Origin of the sequence: Psychrobacter faecalis (assembly GCF_016107575.1) — a bacterium.
Classification (GTDB): Bacteria; Pseudomonadota; Gammaproteobacteria; order Pseudomonadales; family Moraxellaceae; genus Psychrobacter; species Psychrobacter faecalis.
Window position 1 is genome coordinate 142,970 of sequence record NZ_JABAST010000001.1, and the last position, 19,200, is coordinate 162,169.

At 43.3% G+C, this 19,200-nt stretch carries 13 protein-coding genes; 8 read left to right on the plus strand and 5 right to left on the minus strand.

The window, feature by feature from the left end; all coding sequences use genetic code 11:
* Positions 1-122: 122 nt before the first annotated feature.
* From ahcY to JFC07_RS00580, 7 genes are all read left to right on the plus strand, one after another.
* A complete protein-coding gene (gene ahcY / locus JFC07_RS00550; RefSeq protein WP_198327866.1) occupies positions 123-1,514 on the plus strand; it encodes an adenosylhomocysteinase in 1,392 nt (463 codons plus the stop codon).
* Between the two features lie 13 nt (positions 1,515-1,527).
* A complete protein-coding gene (locus tag JFC07_RS00555) occupies positions 1,528-2,376 on the plus strand; it encodes a methylenetetrahydrofolate reductase (protein WP_198327819.1) in 849 nt (282 codons plus the stop codon).
* A 173-nt stretch (positions 2,377-2,549) separates the two neighbouring features.
* Complete coding sequence (locus JFC07_RS00560; protein ID WP_198327820.1) at positions 2,550-3,440, plus strand: 16S rRNA (uracil(1498)-N(3))-methyltransferase; 891 nt, start codon at positions 2,550-2,552, stop codon at positions 3,438-3,440.
* A 77-nt stretch (positions 3,441-3,517) separates the two neighbouring features.
* Positions 3,518-5,242 (plus strand): putative bifunctional diguanylate cyclase/phosphodiesterase, encoded by a 1,725-nt coding sequence (locus JFC07_RS00565; RefSeq protein WP_198327821.1) that lies wholly within the window; start codon positions 3,518-3,520, stop codon positions 5,240-5,242.
* A gap of 373 nt (positions 5,243-5,615) precedes the next feature.
* The gene (locus JFC07_RS00570; protein ID WP_198327822.1) at positions 5,616-7,409 is read left to right on the plus strand and encodes an acyl-CoA dehydrogenase C-terminal domain-containing protein; all 1,794 of its coding nucleotides are present in this window, start codon (positions 5,616-5,618) and stop codon (positions 7,407-7,409) included.
* A 251-nt stretch (positions 7,410-7,660) separates the two neighbouring features.
* The gene (locus tag JFC07_RS00575; RefSeq protein WP_144296241.1) at positions 7,661-9,445 is read left to right on the plus strand and encodes an acyl-CoA dehydrogenase C-terminal domain-containing protein; all 1,785 of its coding nucleotides are present in this window, start codon (positions 7,661-7,663) and stop codon (positions 9,443-9,445) included.
* A 407-nt stretch (positions 9,446-9,852) separates the two neighbouring features.
* The gene (locus JFC07_RS00580) at positions 9,853-12,294 is read left to right on the plus strand and encodes a site-specific recombinase (RefSeq protein WP_198327823.1); all 2,442 of its coding nucleotides are present in this window, start codon (positions 9,853-9,855) and stop codon (positions 12,292-12,294) included.
* Positions 12,295-12,479: 185 nt separating this feature from the next.
* On the opposite strand, the gene JFC07_RS00585 is transcribed toward JFC07_RS00580, so the two are convergent.
* The 5 genes from JFC07_RS00585 to pdxA form a co-directional block, all read right to left on the minus strand.
* Complete coding sequence (locus JFC07_RS00585; RefSeq protein ID WP_068405213.1) at positions 12,480-13,325, minus strand: symmetrical bis(5'-nucleosyl)-tetraphosphatase; 846 nt, start codon at positions 13,323-13,325, stop codon at positions 12,480-12,482.
* A gap of 44 nt (positions 13,326-13,369) precedes the next feature.
* Complete coding sequence (gene rsmA, locus JFC07_RS00590) at positions 13,370-14,233, minus strand: 16S rRNA (adenine(1518)-N(6)/adenine(1519)-N(6))-dimethyltransferase RsmA (RefSeq protein ID WP_068405212.1); 864 nt, start codon at positions 14,231-14,233, stop codon at positions 13,370-13,372.
* A 404-nt stretch (positions 14,234-14,637) separates the two neighbouring features.
* Positions 14,638-15,132 (minus strand): hypothetical protein, encoded by a 495-nt coding sequence (locus JFC07_RS00595; protein WP_068405210.1) that lies wholly within the window; start codon positions 15,130-15,132, stop codon positions 14,638-14,640.
* 143 nt (positions 15,133-15,275) lie between these two features.
* Positions 15,276-15,917: a hypothetical protein gene (locus JFC07_RS00600; RefSeq protein ID WP_068405208.1), complete on the minus strand. Its 642-nt coding sequence runs from the start codon at positions 15,915-15,917 to the stop codon at positions 15,276-15,278.
* Between the two features lie 358 nt (positions 15,918-16,275).
* Positions 16,276-17,367, minus strand: a complete 1,092-nt coding sequence (gene pdxA, locus JFC07_RS00605; protein WP_068405207.1) for a 4-hydroxythreonine-4-phosphate dehydrogenase PdxA — start codon at positions 17,365-17,367, stop codon at positions 16,276-16,278.
* A gap of 359 nt (positions 17,368-17,726) precedes the next feature.
* Between pdxA and dnaB the strand changes: the two genes are divergently transcribed.
* Positions 17,727-19,130: a replicative DNA helicase gene (dnaB, locus tag JFC07_RS00610; RefSeq protein WP_068405205.1), complete on the plus strand. Its 1,404-nt coding sequence runs from the start codon at positions 17,727-17,729 to the stop codon at positions 19,128-19,130.
* Positions 19,131-19,200 lie beyond the last annotated feature (70 nt).

Below are 19,200 nucleotides of genomic sequence, written 5' to 3' on the forward strand. Positions count from 1 at the left end.
CTGTTTATGACCATTTTGGGTTACGAACAGCGCAAATAACGGCACCTGCGTTTTTATTCTTTTTATCTATTAACTGATAGGAGCATATTATGGACGCAGTGTCTAACACCCCATCTGCCCATATGATCGACCCCTCTTTCACTGACTATAAAGTCGCCGACATTAGCCTTGCTGATTACGGTCGCCGTGAAATAACCCTAGCTGAAGCCGAAATGCCTGCCCTGATGGGTTTACGTCGTCGCTACGAAGCCGACCAGCCGCTTAAAGGCGCAAAAATCGCTGGCTGTATCCACATGACTATTCAGACGGCTGTTCTCATCGAGACGCTTGTCGCGCTAGGTGCAGAAGTACGCTGGACCTCATGTAACATCTTCTCAACCCAAGACCATGCTGCGGCAGCAATTGCTGCTGCTGGTATCTCTGTTTATGCTTGGAAAGGCGAAACCGAAGAAGAGTACGAGTGGTGCTTGCGTCAACAAATTCACGTTGGCGGTGAAGCGTCCGGTCAGCTTTGGGATGCAAACTTAATCTTGGACGACGGCGGTGATTTGACTGCTTTGATTCATAATGATTATGCCCAAATGCTTGATAATATCCATGGTATCTCCGAAGAAACTACTACAGGTGTCCATCGTTTGGTTGAAATGCTGGGTAAAGGTACGCTAAAAGTACCGGCTATCAACGTCAACGATGCGGTTACCAAGTCTAAAAATGACAACAAATACGGCTGCCGTCATAGCTTAAATGACGCCATCAAACGTGCTACCGATATGTTCCTTGCCGGTCGCCGCGCTTTAGTCATCGGTTATGGCGATGTGGGTAAAGGCTCTACCCAAAGCTTACGTCAAGAAGGCATGATTGTCCGTGTATCAGAAGTTGATCCTATCTGTGCTATGCAAGCCTGTATGGACGGCTATGAAGTATTGTCACCTTATATCAATGGCGATAACACTGGCGGCGCAGAAAACATCAACACTCGTCTATTAGAAGATACTGACTTAATTGTTACCACTACCGGTAACTATCACGTTTGTGACAAACATATGTTAGCCGCGCTAAAACCGGGTGCGGTCGTCTGTAATATCGGTCACTTCGATACCGAAATTGATACGCAATTTATGCGTGACAATTGGCGCTGGGTTGAGATTAAGCCACAAGTGCATCAAGTGTTCCGCTCGGATGACGAAAACGATTATTTGATTTTGCTTGCTGAAGGTCGCTTGGTGAACTTAGGTAATGCTACTGGTCACCCATCGCGCGTGATGGATGGCTCATTTGCTAACCAAGTATTGGCACAAATGTACTTGTTTGAAGAAAAATTCGCTGAGCTGCCAGTCGATGAGCGCTTTGATAATTTATACGTTAAAGTGTTACCGAAAAAACTCGATGAAGAAGTTGCGGCGGCAATGGTTGCAGGCTTTAACGGTACATTGACGAAACTGACTGAAAAACAAGCCGAGTATCTAGGCGTACCTGTCGAAGGTCCGTTTAAGCCTGACGCTTATAAATACTAATAGGAGTCAGACTGTGACTAAGCCTGCTTTCTCCTTCGAGTTTTTCCCAGCCAAAACCGAGCAAGGCCAAGAAAAGCTCCTCAGTACTTATGATGAGCTCAATAAGCTATCACCTGCGTATTTTTCGGTGACCTATGGGGCTGGCGGTTCAACCCGTGGCCGCACGCTTGATATCGTGCAAGCGTTGTGCGCGCGCGGTGACACAGATATTGCGCCGCATATGTCTTGTATTGGCGATGACAAAAGTCAAATCGCTGAACTACTCGATCTTTATAAAAGTTTGGGCATCACACGCTTGGTTGCCTTGCGTGGTGATTTACCGTCAGGTCAGGTCGGTATGGGAGAACTGCCGTTTGCCTTAGACTTAGTAAAGTTTATCCGCGAATATTCAGGCGATCACTTCCGTATCGAGGTCGCAGCCTACCCTGAGATGCATCCGCAAGCACGTAGCTTTGAATTTGATGTCGACAATTTGGTGAATAAATATCAGGCGGGCGCCAATGCGTCGATTACCCAGTTTTTCTATAATGCCGATAGCTATTTATATCTGCGTGACACCTTAGAAAAACGTGGTATTGACACGGTAGCGCAGCCTTTGGTCGCTGGCATCATGCCGATTACCAACTCAAGCAATCTCGTACGCTTTGCTGATAGCTGTGGCGCTGATATCCCACGTTACGTGCGTAAGCGCTTGGCAGATTTTGGCGATGACCGTACTGCTATCCGAGAGTTCGGCTTTGATGTCGTTTATCGTTTGTGCGAGCGTCTAATCTCTGAGGGCGTACCTGCCATGCATTTTTATAGCATGAATAAGGTTGAGCCAAATAAACGCTTAGTCGAAGCTTTAGGCTTGATTGCTTAAATATTTATCGAATGTATTGCTGAATGACTGGCGTTCTTAGGGGCGCCGGTCTTTTTTGGTATGGGAATTGCATTTATGCCAATTCTACTTATGACAATCCCTTTACCCACCCAAATGATATTCTGCTAAGATATTGAAAAATATCATGACTCCCATTATAGGAATAAGTAATTTTGCGACGTTTCTTTTATGCCACCAGTAGCGATAGCAGTGATAAAAATGCCCCAACCTGGCCACAACTGAGCACCTTAGCTATCGGTGCTAACGTCGAGTTGACCGAAAGTATTGTCCATCATTGGTGCCGTGTACTGCGCGCCAATAACGGCGACACAGGTATTTTATTTGACGGTTTTGGCGGTGAATATCAGGTACAGCTGAATAGCATCAGTAAAAAACACGCCACTGCGACGTTATTATCACACCTAGAAACTGACCGTAACGCCGCTATTTTAACTAAAATCGGACTGGTGATGAGTCGCGGCGAGCGCATGGATTACGCCATTCAAAAATCCACTGAGCTTGGTGTCACCGCTATTCAACTGCTCGCCAGCCACCACGGTGAGGTCAACCTAAAACCTGCGCAAGTGGAGAAAAAACTGGCACATTGGCAGCAAGTGGCGATTGCTGCCTGTGAGCAATGCGGCCTTAATCGCCCGCCCCTTATTCTCGCGCCATTATCGATTGATGATTGGCTGTCAAATATAGCGGCCAACAAAAACGACAAAGAGATGGCAGTTAGCCCAATCATCGCTGAGCTAAGTAAAGATGCCTACTATCAAGCATTACAGCAACCAGCAGATTTACGTCTGCAGCTAAGCGTGCCAGCAGCAGGACAGCCGCTGATGCCTGAGGCGCTGCCCGTCGTTTTGAAACAACAGACGCCTTATGTTGAATTACTAATCGGACCTGAGGGCGGGCTCAGCGCTGATGAATGCGCCAAAGCTGCTGACGTTGGTTTTGCAGCGTGGCAAATTGGACCAAGGGTGCTGCGTACCGAAACTGCGCCTGTCGTTGCCTTAGCGACATTGGGCTCATTGGCAACCCTGCACACCTTACATATTTAGGCATCAAATTGCCATCGCTACATCGCTACATCGCTACATCGCCATTTATTATTCAATTTGATGTTATGAGTCCTATTATGACCGATTTTACCCCTATGCCAATATCGGATAAACAGCAATTATTGGTCAAGCTGTGCGAGCAATTTGAAGACGCTATCTTCATACTGGACGACAAACTGCGCTATCTATCCGTTAATGCGAACTATGAGCTGATGCTTGGCTATACAGAAAAATTTTTGCTTGGCCGTCCGCTTGGTATCTATGCAGCCGAGTTTTTGTCTGAAGAAGAGCAAGGTGTGCTTAGAAATCTGATTAACAGTTTAGACAGTACAGGATTTTGTGAAATTGATTTTTCGATGGCAAATCGCTATGGCGAAATACTTGACTGTCATATCACCTATCGCAAAATTTACTTAGAAGACACCCCTTATTACGTTGGTACCATACGTAATATGGCGACGCTGGCTAAAAACAGAAAAAAGGTCGCCCATCTGTTAAATTATGACCAGCTAACTGGACTGCCAAACCGTAAAGTATTTTTAAGTCAAACCAGTGAGTTGTTAATAGAAAGCTACCAAGAAGTGGTGATCGTGCGTTTTAACATTGACCGTTATCGCAACCTTGCTATCTTATTGGGACCAGATGGCATCAACAAACTGGTAGAAAATTTTGTTTTACGTATCACCGAGTTAGAGCTGGACAATTTACGCTGCTTTTCGCATTTTGGTGGTGACGACTTTGCTTTATTATTCGAATGTAATGATGCCAACATGGTGCGCCATCAATTAGACAGTTTAATGCAAATGTGCGAGCGCCCTTTTTTCTTAAATGACAGTATGGCAAAAGAAGCACAAGTCTATTGTCACATTTCGGTTGGGGTCAGCTATTTTCCTGAAAACGGCAATGAGTTCATCGGCTTATTGACCAAGGCTGAAAAAGCGTTGAATTACGTCAAGCAGCAAGGCGGCGATGATGTCTGTTGGTATCATAAATCGATTAACGAGAGGAATGCACACGATATACAGTTAGAGTCTGAGCTTAGGACGGCCAGCAACGAATGTCAATTTGTGCCTTATTACCAACCAAAATTCGCCTTAGATACGGGTGTGATTAGCGGTTTTGAGGCGTTGGTGCGCTGGCAACATCCTACTCGCGGCTTACTAAGACCCATAGACTTTATGGATGCCGTCATTTCTCATAAATTATCGTTTGAGTTGTTTTCACAAATGGCGAACCAAATTGCCAAGCAATTGACCGTTTGGCAAGATTTGGGCTTTGAGCAGCACATCTGTATCAACGCCGATGCGGCCGAGTTTAGCCATCCTGATTTTTTTGACTTGGTCAGTAACTTGTTAGACAGCCATAAACTTGCCGCTCACCAACTGCACATAGAGGTGACCGAATCTTCATTGATACAGCGCCATGCCAATGTCAAAAAACAACTGGATTTACTTAAAGAACTTGGCATCTGTCTGGCGCTCGATGACTTTGGTACAGGTTTTGCCTCGTTAAGCTATTTACAAGAATATCCGTTTGATTTTATCAAAATTGACAAAAGCTTTATCTCTAAGATTACCAATGACCGTACGCAGCGCGCCATTGTTAAAGCGATTTTGGATTTAGCAGAAGCGCTTGATATGCACGTTATCGCCGAAGGTATTGAAAACGAGCAGCAACGCGATTTACTGCTTAGTATGGGTTGTCAGTACGGTCAAGGTTATTGGTTTGGTAAACCGATGACGGCGGACGAGGCAACTAAGATGCTTACGCAGCAACATTTGTCTAAAAATGACCGTCCTTAGGATTATCTATCAAAGCGAGATTTATTAAAGCGATATTGTTTGAATTTTTCTACCCTTATTGTTAAATAATGCTTAAGTTTTTGGCGTATAAGCTCGATGATATATAGGATGCAATACAGGTTGATGACTTATCAGTATTGTCACCAAACTTGTATATTTGTCAGTGAACGCCTATCTTTTACCAAGAATTTACGAATACAATCATAATTCTTTTTCACTCTTCTCAATTTATTTCATATGATCGGTGTTGTTGTCCGTTATTGATACAGACAAACCCTTTAACAGTAAACAGTTGGCAACTCAGACTATTCATAATAGTCGATGACAGTTGCTGTTTTACTGCCGGTCGCATCCTAAAAAAGGACAGGAAGTTATGCAATATAAAGCGCCCCTACGTGATATCCAATTCGTGATGCATGAGTTACTTGACAGCGAAAGTCACTACAAAACCTTACCTGCGTTCCAAGAAGCGGATCGTGAGTTGATGGACAGTCTGTTTGAGATGGCGGCAAGCTTTGCGGAAAATGAGCTGTCTCCATTAAACCAAAGCGGCGACGCGGAAGGCTGTCATTTTGACAACGGTACTGTCACTACGCCAAAAGGTTTTAAAGAAGCTTATAAAGCCTACTGCGAGCTTGGCTTCCCAGCCTTGTCTGCTGAAGAGGCATTCGGCGGTCAAAACATGCCGTTCTCATTATCAACAGTTATCAATGAGATGGTTGGCACGGCGAACTGGTCATTTTCTATGTATCCTGGCCTATCACATGGCGCGATTCAAACCATCGAGCACCATGGTACTGAAGAGCAAAAACAAACTTACCTTGAAAAAATGGTCACCGGCGAATGGTCAGGTACTATGTGTTTGACTGAAGCGCATGCGGGTTCTGACTTAGGTATTATTCGCACCAAAGCTGAGCCAAACGATGACGGCACTTATAGCATCACTGGTCAAAAAATCTTTATCTCAGCGGGCGAGCATGACCTAACCGACAATATCATTCATATCGTCCTAGCCCGTCTACCAGGCGCGCCTGCTGGCACCAAAGGCATCTCGCTGTTTATCGTGCCTAAAGTCATGGTCAACGCAGACAGCAGCCTTGGTGAAAACAACAACGTCGTTTGTGGTTCTATCGAGCACAAAATGGGTATCAAAGCGTCAGCGACTTGCGTGATGAACTTTGATGGCGCCACTGGTTATTTGATTGGCCCAGAAAACCGCGGTCTACAGTGTATGTTTACCTTTATGAACGTGGCCCGTATCGGTACCGCCGTTCAAGGTTTAACGGCAGCAGAGTATGCGTTCCAAGGCTCATTAACCTATGCCAAAGACCGCTTAGCGATGCGCTCACTATCAGGTGCTAAAGCACCAGAAAAAGTCGCTGATCCTATCATCGTTCACCCAGCCGTTCGTAACATGCTATTGACCGAAAAAGCCTTTGCTGAAGGCGGTCGTGCCCTCGTTTATTACCTCTCACACTTTGCGGATACTGTAGCAAAAGGCGAAGGCGATGATCTTAAATTTGCTGACCAAATGCTGTCACTATTGACACCGATTGCTAAAGCATTCTTGACTGAAACTGGTCTAGAGGCGGCTAACCATGGCGTACAGGTTTATGGCGGTCACGGCTTTATCAGTGAGTGGGGCATGGAGCAAAACGTCCGTGATACCCGTATTGCTTGCCTCTACGAAGGTACCACTGAAATCCAAGCGCTTGACCTACTCGGCCGTAAAGTATTGGGCTCACAAGGTAAAATGCTTGCCAACTTTGTCAAAGTCATCCAAACTTTCTGCGAAGAGAACAAAGACAACGATCAAATGGGTCAATTTATCCGCCCACTTGCCAAACACGTCAAAGAATGGGGCGATTTGACCGCGCGTATCGGTATGCAAGCGACTGAAAACCCAGATGCGGTTGGCGGTGCAGCAGTTGACTACTTATACTTCAGCGGTTATGTCACATTAGCTTATTTATGGGCGCGTATGGCCTTGGTTGCGCAAACTGCATTGGCGGACGGTACTGGCGAAAAAGCCTTTTACGATGCCAAAATCAAAACCGCGCAATTCTACTTTGCAAAATTATTGCCACGTACCACCACGCACGTACAGCGCATCAGCACTGGTGTTGAGCCGTACATGACCATGGACGTTGATCAATTTGCGTTTTAACGTATAGAACGTTGCAAGTGTAGTATCTATTTTAATAAGCAGTTCCTATCGGCAACATACTTAGGTGTGTTGCCGATTTTCTTAGCGGCTTTATTGCTAATAGTTTTTGGTGGACGCACAATTCACGAAGAAAACCACCCGTCGTTACGCTAATTTGCTAAAATTTAACTATCTATGTTTAAGCTGCACTCACAAGAAAATTGAACGCTTTGCCCTACTCACTTTTATTTATTTAAACCAAAGGAATGTTTATGGCTGTTTATAATGCCCCTCTTAACGACATGCGCTTTATCCTAAACGACGTATTTAAGGCGCCTGAATTTTGGCAAAACAACGAAAACCTTGCTCATGTCGATATGGAAACTGTCGATATGATTTTGGAAGAAATGGCAAAATTGTCAAAAAACGTCTTATTACCTATCAATCGTAGCGGTGATGAAGAAGGCGCAACCTTTGAAGGTAATGGCGTTGTCACCACCCCTACTGGCTTTAAAGACGCCTATAAGCAGTATGCCGAATCAGGTTGGGTTGGCTTAAGTGGTAACTCTGAGTACGGCGGTCAAGGTTTCCCAAAAATGGTCACTATGTTGACCGAAGAGATGGTATTTACCGCCAACCAGTCATTTGCTCTATATCCAAACCTAACCGTAGGCGCAACGCTTTGCTTAAATGCGGCGGCGTCTGAAGAGCAAAAGCAAACTTACTTAGAGAAAATGTACAATGGTGAATGGTCGGGTACTATGTGCTTGACTGAGCCGCATGCTGGTACTGACTTAGGTATTATCAAAACCAAAGCCGTGCCAAACGACGATGGTAGCTATAACATCTCTGGTACCAAAATCTTTATCACCGGCGGTGAGCACGACCTCACAGAAAATATCATTCATTTGGTATTGGCAAAAACCCCAAATGCGCCAGAAGGCTCAAAAGGCATTTCGCTGTTTGTGGTACCAAAATTCTTGGTTAATGAAGATGGTAGCTTAGGCGAGCGCAACACTTTAGCAGTTGGCTCTATTGAGCACAAAATGGGCATCAAAGCCTCTGCCACTTGTGTGATGAACTTTGACAACGCCAAAGGCTGGATGGTTGGTGCAGAAAATACCGGTCTGTCTTCAATGTTCATTATGATGAACTATGAGCGCGTAACCATGGGTCTACAGGGCCTAGGTGGTTCTGAGCTTGCTTATCAAAACGCTGCTTTATATGCTAATGACCGAGGTCAAGGCCGTAGCGACACGCAAATTCAAAGCCCAGAAAAACCAGCCGATGCCATCATTCATCATGCCGATGTACGTCGCATGCTGTTAAATGCTAAAGCCAATACTGAAGCGTCACGTTGTTTTGCGATGTATGTTGCCAAAAACCTTGATCAAGAGAAATTTAGTACCGATCCTGAGGCCGCTCAAGCAGCAGCAGCGCGCGTTGCCCTCCTGACGCCAGTTGCTAAAGCGTTCTTGACCGATAAAGCATTAGAAGCGACCATTGATTGCCAGCAAGTATTTGGCGGTCACGGCTATATCCGCGAATGGGGTATGGAGCAAATCGTTCGTGATACTCGTATTGCCCAGATTTATGAAGGCACCAACGGTATTCAAGCGCTTGACCTATTAGGTCGTAAAGTGGCGAAAAATAATGGCAAATACGTCACTCATTTCTTAGGTGAGATTCGTGACTTTGTCAATAATATGCAAGCAGATCATGGTATTAAGCAAGCAACGCTAAACGCTGCTGATACGATTGAAGAGTTAACCACCACGGTACTTAGCAATATTGGCGCACGTAAGAGTGAAATTAATGGCTGTGCCGTTGATTACATGCATGCGTTTGGCTACCTTGCCTACTCGTATATGTTTGCACTCATGGTCGAAGCTGCGAATGGTAAAGAAGGTGAGTTCTACACCAATAAAGCCAAGCTTGCCGATTATTTCGTCGGTCGTATCTTGCCACGTATCGACGCTCACGCGCAGATGGTAAAAGCTGGCAGTGATCCAATGATGAACTTTGATCTTAGTTACTTTGATGTACCTGCTAGCTAATTGTTTACTTTTATAATAAAGTAAACCATACCGTACAACGATAAAAGGGACAGTCACGCTACTGTCCCTTTTTTTGCCAAAAATATTGTGGCAGCCATTAAAGAAATTAGACGAATTAAAGAAAGAAGAGAAATCAGCATAGTAAAGGTCAGAATAACTGCTAACAAAATAATTAAGCGCCGAGAGATGGTTACGATTAAAATAACGCAGAGCTAAGCGTATTAACTTTAATAAGGGTTTTTTAGTTTTAAACAGTGAAATGATGCATTGGCACGCTAAAAATTAACACTCAAAAACTCCCCTCACTTATTGCAATATTGATAAACACAGCATTTGCTAAAAAAAATATCTCCTTGCCCATACTCAATAATAACAATGATTGAAATAACTACCATAAGGGATGCAATGTGTCAGAAATAAAACACATTTTACAACAGATTACTGCCTTAAGTGATGTACCAGATCCTGCGGTACTCAAGCGCTTAATCGATGAGCTACGTGTCAGCGACAAAGAGCCGGCATTGGCCAATCAAAAGATGCAAGATTTGATTGATATTTTACGTCAGCATCCAGAATATGCCGATGGACTGTCAAGCTTCGTTTTAAAACTCATCATTGAATATCGCCAAATTGCGTTATATACCGATACGGGCATCATGTCGGATCAAGGCTTTTTTAATAGTCTGCGTCGCCTTGTCGGTCATCGTTTTTTGCCCTTGTTGCCACAAGAAGATTCCGTTATAGAATTGGTCGGTTATTTATTTGACAGACGCTCGGATGAGCGCTGGCTTGCCAATATTGACAAAGACAAATGGGATGAGATGGTCGGCCTACTCAAGGTCAATGAGCAGCATTTAAACTTGGTCGCAACGGCAAAAAACAGTATTTTGAACGCGATTATCATTTTATCGTATCGGATTAGCGGCATCGGCTTGCATCCAGATTTGATGGAATTTTATCCGCAAATGCTCAATTACTCGGCGTCATTTGTGGCACAAAACCAAGAAGCAGTCCTCTACGTCAATCAATACCGAGAAGCGCATGAGCTCGACACTCTGACCGATATTATCCCTGACAAAGCGGTCGATCCTGCGCCATTACTAGTGATGATTGAGCAATGTGAAGATATCGTTGCCACTATCCGTAAACGTATCTATAAAACGGGTATTTCAATCCGCCTAACCAACATGATGCTGCGTTTGGATCAAAGCCTACAACGGATGCGTATTTTAACTGAGCTGGTAGCAGACAACTACGATAAGCGTGATCAGGCTATTATTGAGCTTATTCAAGCGCTGATTACGAGTGCCAGTCGCCGCTATAGTATTGGTTATTTGATTGATAATAATACCAAGCTGCTATCGCGCAAAGTTACCGAAAACGCCAGCCGCGTCGGTGAGCATTATATTAGTACCGACAAGGCTGGCTACCAGAAAATGTTTAAAAAAGCTTCCATCGGTGGCTTTATCATTGCTTTTATGGCAACTACTAAGATACTGGCCTACCATCTGGCGCTGGCGCCGATGGGACGCGCCTTTATCAATAGTATGATTTATGGTTTAGGCTTTGTATTTATTCACATCGTCCACGGTACGGTCGCTACCAAACAGCCGGCTATGACAGCGGCGGCAATCGCCTCTACCATCTCTGACGGTTCTGGTAAGAAATCGCACCAATTAAACAAGTTATCAGAGCTGGTGGTCGATATTTTACGTACCCAGTTTGTTGCGATTATGGGTAACGTCATGTTGGCGATACCTGTTGCCCTGATTATCTCGTTTGCGTGGTTACAGTATACTGGTACTCCGATGATCAATACTGACAAGGCCGCACACTTATTGCATGACCTTGACCCCTTTCACTCACTAGCACTTCCTCATGCGGCTATCGCTGGCGTGTATTTATTTTTAGCCGGTCTTATCGCAGGTTACTATGATAATTTGGCGGTTTATAATCAGATCGGCGCCCGTATTCAGCGTCATAAGCTTTTGCAATACTTATTACCCAAAGCTTGGCTTCAGCGTTTAGGCGGCTTTATCGAAGCCAATCTCGGCGCCATTATGGGCAACTTTTTATTCGGAGTGTTCTTAGGCAGTACGGCTACCATAGGTTTTATATTTGGCTTACCGATTGACATACGTCATATCGCTTTTGCCTCGGCGAATCTGGCGCATGGGTTATTTCACATACCTGCCAATCAATGGGATTGGACGGTTTTTTTCATCTCTATTTTGGGCGTTGCCCTTATCGGTATGGTCAACCTCATGGTCAGTTTTTCGCTGGCATTGTTTGTCGCCCTGCGCTCTAAAGAAGTCAAGTTTATGGAATGGAGCCGTTTAACTAAGCAGCTTTTTAGTCATATGCTAACCCACCCGTCCGACTTTTTTTGGCCACGTGACAAACCTATGAAGTACGCACGTATCGACAGCCAAGGTCATATGATTTTTGATGATACCAATGCTCATAAAGGCGGACAGACCATACCGCATAACTATGTGGTACGCCGTTTATCGGATGTCAAAATTCTGCCCAAATCTAAGCAAAAAAGCATGCAAAATGAGCAGGCGATTACTGATATAGATTATGATAATAATATATCGGATAGTCATGCCGACGCGGCGCTAAAAAGTCGAGAAACGCACAGTACTACTAAGCCAGTAAGCGCCAAAAAAACGATCGACCTCGATGATGGACTAATAGATGAGGAGCTAAATAGCGTCCCTTATAGTAATGACATCCAATACGATAAGTCGTATAAAGACGACGACAGCAATCCTGATAGTAAAGCTGCTGGCGATGCCAAAACGCCCTTGCCTAAACCAAAAAAACCACCAAACCTACCCAGTTAAGGGGACGGTGTTGGTGGCTTAAATACCGCTTAACTAACGGTTTTTTTGATTTACGAATTAAATGATAAATTAGTTTTTTACAGATTTTATATCAGACAATATAGTCAAAATAACCTAAAAACGCTACGGTATTGCTGATGTATCGATATTACTTTTCACTCACTATAGCATATAAAGTGGCATGACTATTTTTCTGTTGGTGGTAGGCAGTGAGCACTTGAGGTGATGGCTTTGCCGTCGCCCAAGCGATAAGCAAATAAATAATTACCCCAAACACAGCCACCATCAAGTGCACGCGCATGCGGCAAATCAACCTCAGCTTTAAGCGCCGCCCAATGACCAAATAAAATCTTGCGTGCTCGTGGTACCTGCCATTCAAACCAAGGCAAAAAATCCTTTGGCATTGGCTCATCTAATCCTGCTGAAAAATCAAATTCAAGCGTGCCATCTTGTTTGCATAAGCGCATACGGGTGAAATAATTAGCAATTGCTCGCATTTTGGTATAGCCATGAATGTCTGCATGCCACTCATCGGCAGTTTTGCTATATAGATTCGGCAATAAGCGATCAAGCTGTTCTAAGCTGCCTTTTAGTTGGGCCTCTAACTGCTGTGCATATTTCGCCGCCGCCTTAATCGTCCAATGCGGTGGGATACCCGCATGTACCAATACCGTCTGCTCATCAGGATAAGCCAGTAGTGGCTGATGGCGTAGCCATTCTAACAATTCATCGCAATCATCAGCAGCAAAGATAGGTGCGGTCTTATCTTTTTTCTTGAGCGCTGTTGCCCCGCGCCAAACCGCAATTAAATTGATATCGTGATTGCCCAATACCGTTGCTGCAGCCCCTTGTTCACATAGTGCTTTGACATGACGTAGGGTACTTAACGAATCTTCGCCGCGTGCCACCAAGTCGCCGGCAAACCATAACTTATCTTGCGCTGGGTCAAAATCTAAAGTTTCAAGTAATTGCAGGTAGGCCGCATAGCAACCTTGCAAATCACCGATGACATATTGATGGCGAAAACTCATAAACCCTCTATCATTTTTGTTTGATAAATTAAGCGTCTAATAAATTAAGACGCTAAGTGACGCGCTTGATTGCTTAAATTGACAAAATCTTTCACACTTAACACTTCCGGACGCGCTTGTGGATCGATGTCGCAAGCGGCGAAATCGGCTTCGCTCAGCGTCGGCAATAACGTAGAATTTTTAAAAATAGCGCGTAGTGTCTTACGGCGATGGTTAAAGGTCTCACGTACCACAAGTGCGAAATATTCCTCATCTTCTGCTACGATTGGTTTATTGATATGCGGCGTCAAGCGAAAAACCGCACTGGTGACTTTTGGCGGCGGATTAAAGGCGCCGCGCGGTACGGTCAATAAATAATCGGTATCGCAATGATATTGCATGATGACCGATAGACGACCATAGGTTTTGCTGCCAACTTCAGCGGTGATACGCTCAACCACTTCTTTTTGCAGCATAAAATGCATGTCTTGAATGACATCAGCATAACTGAGCAAATGAAAGAGTATCGGCGTAGAAATATTATACGGTAGATTGCCCACCACGCGCAGCTTGCCGCGCTCAGGACTATATAGCTGACGATAATCAACATGCATGGCATTGTCTTTGATAATCGTAAAGTTTGGATGGCTATTAGCCCCAATACGAATGCGCAAACTATCTGCCAAATCACGATCCAGCTCGACCACGGTCATCGCATCGACTTCTGCTAATAGCGGCTCTGTTAGCGCGCCCATACCGGGTCCAATCTCGACCAAATTATCGTCACGCTCTAAACGAATGCTCTCAACAATCTCACGTATAACACTACGGTCATGTAAGAAGTTTTGACCAAAGCGTTTACGCGGTTGGTGTTTGGCAGCGCGTAGGCTGTTAGAAATAGATTGAGCATCAAACGTAGTTTTGGACATAAAAAGGTCTTAATCGATAAAAGATAAATGGACTATAGCGCTATGGCAGCAATGTGCTGGATTTATATGCGCTTTTATTTGCTGGCTTTGTAATACAAAATTATAGCACAGCTCATAATTACACTGTATTTTTGAGACATTATTATTAATAAACTACCCATACCTTATCACAACCGACACAGTGCCTTATTTTTGTTCTAAAATCCTTTATTATAATGACGATTATGAGAATGAGCATGGTACCCTAGTGAGGACTTGAACACTAAGCTGTGGGCTAATGGTATCAACGTTTTAACTCGCTGAGATAGTCTCAGTGTACTTCATGGTGTACAAAACGTTAGATTATCAAGCTTAAAAAGCCTTGGATAGAACTATTGCTGAAGTTTTAAGTGCCACTATGGAGGTTATTTTACCAACTGATAAAAATCCTTCTTTAAAGTTTCCTCAAAATCCCAACATGGGGATGATTTACTAAATTCTATAGTTACAAAAGTAGAGTCTCTATTCTCCCCAAGTGCTAACCCATACTTATCTTTACAGAATAAATATCGCCCTTTCTCCTGATAATCTTTTTTATACTGTATCCAACCATCGGCTTTGATTTTACTTATATTATCGTCAGTTATACCATCACTATCTTCAAACATTATTCCGTAACGTAACGAACTACTACCCCTGCTCGTTCGACCTTCAGATATTGAGTTACTCTTAAAAATCTCCTTTAAAGAGGGTGCAAGCTTTTCTCGAGCAATAATTTCACTTTTTTTGACGTTTTCAAGATAATTTTCAGGTGTTTCTAATTTTTCTTTGAACATCATAGCCATAATGAAAACAAATACTCCAGAGAAAAATATGTTAAATGTGCGTTGACTAAAAAAACCTTTATTATTTTCTTTCATGCCTTTCTCTCGTTAGCGGTAAGGCTTTTTAATATATAGCCGACGGTTCGATGCTCTATACAGGCACCGAACAGGTTTTATCATAAATAGGCTTTAGCTGATTTTAAATGGTTTATCTAGATAATTGAGATACGCTACCGTATTTACTTTTTGTCAGCCAAATATCTTTTGACAATTTCGGGTAAAAGAAAGTAATAATACTGTTTAAAAAACATTGGCATGTTCACGTAACTTCCATATCTCCTAAATATTGTTTGCCAACCTTCAACGCCAATATTTTCACGAATATACCCATGACTATCTATAATATCGTGTTTATATCCAATAATTTGAAGCGGTAAATCAAAATCAATTAATAGAAATAAATCTTGAGTATTATCAAAAATAATAAAAGGCGTGTTTATATGAATCTGCCCTAATTGATAGATCACACTTTCGTTTACAGTAGAGCATTGTATAAAGCAACATTTATCTCTATCCGTTGATGCTATCAAAATATCACCCTTCAAGTTCTCTTCAATAATTTTCATGCAAATGTCGCCAGCATCTAAGCCATTATCTAGTTCATCTCCTAATTCATAAGGCAATGTGAAATAATTAAAATTTTGATTAGGTGTAGGTTTAATATCGTTATTACCTTTAACAAAAAAATGCTCCAAATTAAATTGATTCGCTTGCTCTACTTTAAGTAAATCACAATTCTCTTTTACTAGCATTTGCCTATCTGTAGCCCACTCATCAGATTCAAGATAGTATTCGTCACTATTAGGTTCATAAAAGTTCATTAGATTTATTTCCTACAATGTATAACTATTGATTAACAATTTTACCTATTCTCTTAATACTGTAAACATCAACTTAGCACACTTTGTTCAACCAGCTCGAAGGAAAATAATAATCAAACGATATTTGTTTCAGCGTATTCATACCGAAACTCATTTGAACTTTCGTTTAACTATCTAACAGCAGGGTATACCCTAGCGGAACCAGCAATTTCACCCTTAAAACCTATTAACAGACCACTTAAAACAGACTGCTATAATGGAACCGCTTATATTAGACCGTGTTTGATGATTCATAAATAGCCGTTATTCACAACAAAGTTACCCAGTACTGCGTGACAAATGCCACTAGGGCACTAACTTATGCAAGAAGTCCATTAACAAGCGATTTATCTGCCATCTCATTGGCCATCAGGAGTGCTTGGTATAAGCTGGTCGCACTTGCGCCGCCGCGCCCTGCTAAATCAAGCGCCGTACCGTGATCAACTGAGGTACGAATATACGGCAACCCCAAGGTAAGATTGACTGTATCGCCAAAGCCGTGCGATTTGAGCACTGGTAAACCTTGGTCATGATACATAGCAATGACCGCGTCACAGTTGGCTAAATGTCTTGGGGTAAATAAGGTATCCGCTGGCATTGCTTCTGATATATCGACGCCTACGTCGATAAACTCACGCAATACGGGATTGATAATCTCAATCTCTTCAACGCCCAAATGACCGCCCTCACCTGCATGCGGATTAAGACCGCAAACCAAAATACGTGGCTGCGTTAAGCCGAACTTCTCGCGCATATCGTCAATGACAATTTGTACCGTTTGGCGTACATTATCAGCAGTGATAGCCGCAGGTATGTCTTTTAATGCTAAATGCGTGGTAACAAGCGCCACTTTCATGGCTTGATTGGCGAGCATCATCACGACTTTCTCACAGCCACTTTGCTGCATAAAAAACTCGGTATGACCGCTAAACATGGTGCCATCGAGCAGTTTAATATCAGCATCTATTAAGGCAGATTTTTGCAATGGCCCTGTGACGATGGCAGCGACTGTTTTGTTGGTCGCTAACTGATGGGCGATATCCAACTGCTTGGCAACCATGGCCGAATTGCGAGTATTAATTTTTCCGCAGACAACGGGTTCAGCACAAGGCGTATTTAACAAAATAAACGCATTATCATCATTGTCATCAATAATTTGCTGTGACATTTGATTTAAAAATTCATCGGCCTCTATTTCCAAATCGACAATTTGCCAAAATGGACAGCTCTCGAGCACGCCTGCTGTTACCAGCATATCAGCGCGCTTTTGCATTGCGGTGCTATCGGCAGTAACCCAGATTGGACGCTTAAAATCGTGCAATTTACCCTCAGCTGCTAATAGCAGCACGATATCCATACCAATACCAGCAGGCTCACCGGTTGTGATTAATAATGGTAGTCTTTTTTGCATAGTAAAATATCCTAGTTTGATATTAAGAATGTGTTTTTATTGGATTTATTATTATGAAAACGAGCGTTTAAGAGGGTCTAAGCCGGCGTAAATTTTATATCATAGCAGATGGCATTTTTATAGATAATTACTGATAGCAGCCGAAAAAACGCTAGAATGTGTTAAACTTTCGCCTTTCATTGTAGCATTTACCAGCAAGCGCTGAGACCACCTTTTGGTACTTCTCTCGTAGAGCTATGCCGCGCTTGCGTGACGGTATCACTCCTAAAATAAATACTGATAGCACATAGCTATTTATACTCTTATATAATTAATTTTATACCGACTTTTGAAACTGACTTTTAAGACACTGGGCACCCATGGCAGACAACGAAAAAACCGACGACTTACTCAATCAGACACCGCCGCACAATATTGATATTGAAAAGGCCTTACTGGCGTCTTTGATGAGTATCGAAGAGGCATACGATAAGATTGCAGATATCGTCACCAAAGACGATTTTTATGCGGGGCGTCACCAGTATATTTTTGATGCGATTGCGCATTTGGCAGCGGTCAACGAGCCTTACGATACGGTCATGGTGCATGATTGGTTGGAAGCACAGAAACTGCTTAAAGGTGCCGGCGGTGACAGCTACTTGGCCGATATTTTAAGCCAAAGTCCTGCTACCTTGTTTAATCTCACCGCTTATGCGCAGCGCGTGCGAGAGCTATCGACCTTACGTCAGCTCATTACCACGGGCAATGACATGCTGACCCTTGCCTATAATCCCAAAGACCAAACGGTAAGCGATATCTTGGACAATGTTGAGGCAAAAATATTTAGTATCAATGAGCAGCATAATAAACGCGCAGAGCAACGCGGCCCCGTTGGTATTACCTCAGTATTGACCAATGTCATTGATAAGATTCAAGAGTTAAAGTCTAATCCTGACGGCATGATAGGTTTACAAACGCCATTCGTCGAGCTAAATAACAAAACCCAAGGCTTACAAGCCGGCGATTTAATCATTGTAGCGGCGCGTCCGTCTATGGGTAAAACCACCTTTGCTATGAACTTAGCAGAAGGCGTTTTGTTTAATGAAGATTTGCCCGTGGTGGTATTTTCGATGGAAATGCCAGCGGAGTCCATCGTCATGCGTTTGCTGTCGTCTTGGGGTGCGATTAATCAGACGCACTTGCGCTCTGGGCAAATGAATGAAGATGAATGGGCAAAAATGATGAATGCCATTCAGCATTTGCAATCTAAGCATTTATATATCGATGACAGTACCGCCCTGCCGCCCTCTGAGCTGCGTTCGCGCTGTCGCCGTATTGCTAAAAATCATGATGGTAAACTTGGCGCTATCGTCGTCGATTACCTACAGCTAATGAAAGTACCTAGTCTTGACGGCAACCGTGTGGGCGAAATCTCGGAAATTTCTCGTAGTTTAAAAGCCTTGGCTCGTGAGCTTGAATGTCCGGTTATTGCGCTGTCCCAGCTTAACCGCAGTCTAGAAAACCGTCCAAATAAGCGCCCTATCATGTCGGATTTGCGTGAGTCGGGTGCGATTGAGCAGGATGCCGATTTGATTATGTTTATTTATCGCGATGAGGTTTATAATGAAAACTCAGACCACAAAGGTGTGGCTGAAATCATCATCGGTAAACAGCGTAACGGCCCTATCGGCACCGTCCGCTTAGGCTTTGAAGGGCAATTTACCCGCTTTATTAACCTGACACCAGAATACTATCAAAACGTCAGCTTTGAGAATGATGAATAATCGGCTGACTAAACAATACATATAATAAGCTTTAACTTTAAAACGACTATGAATAAAACTAGCCAGTGCG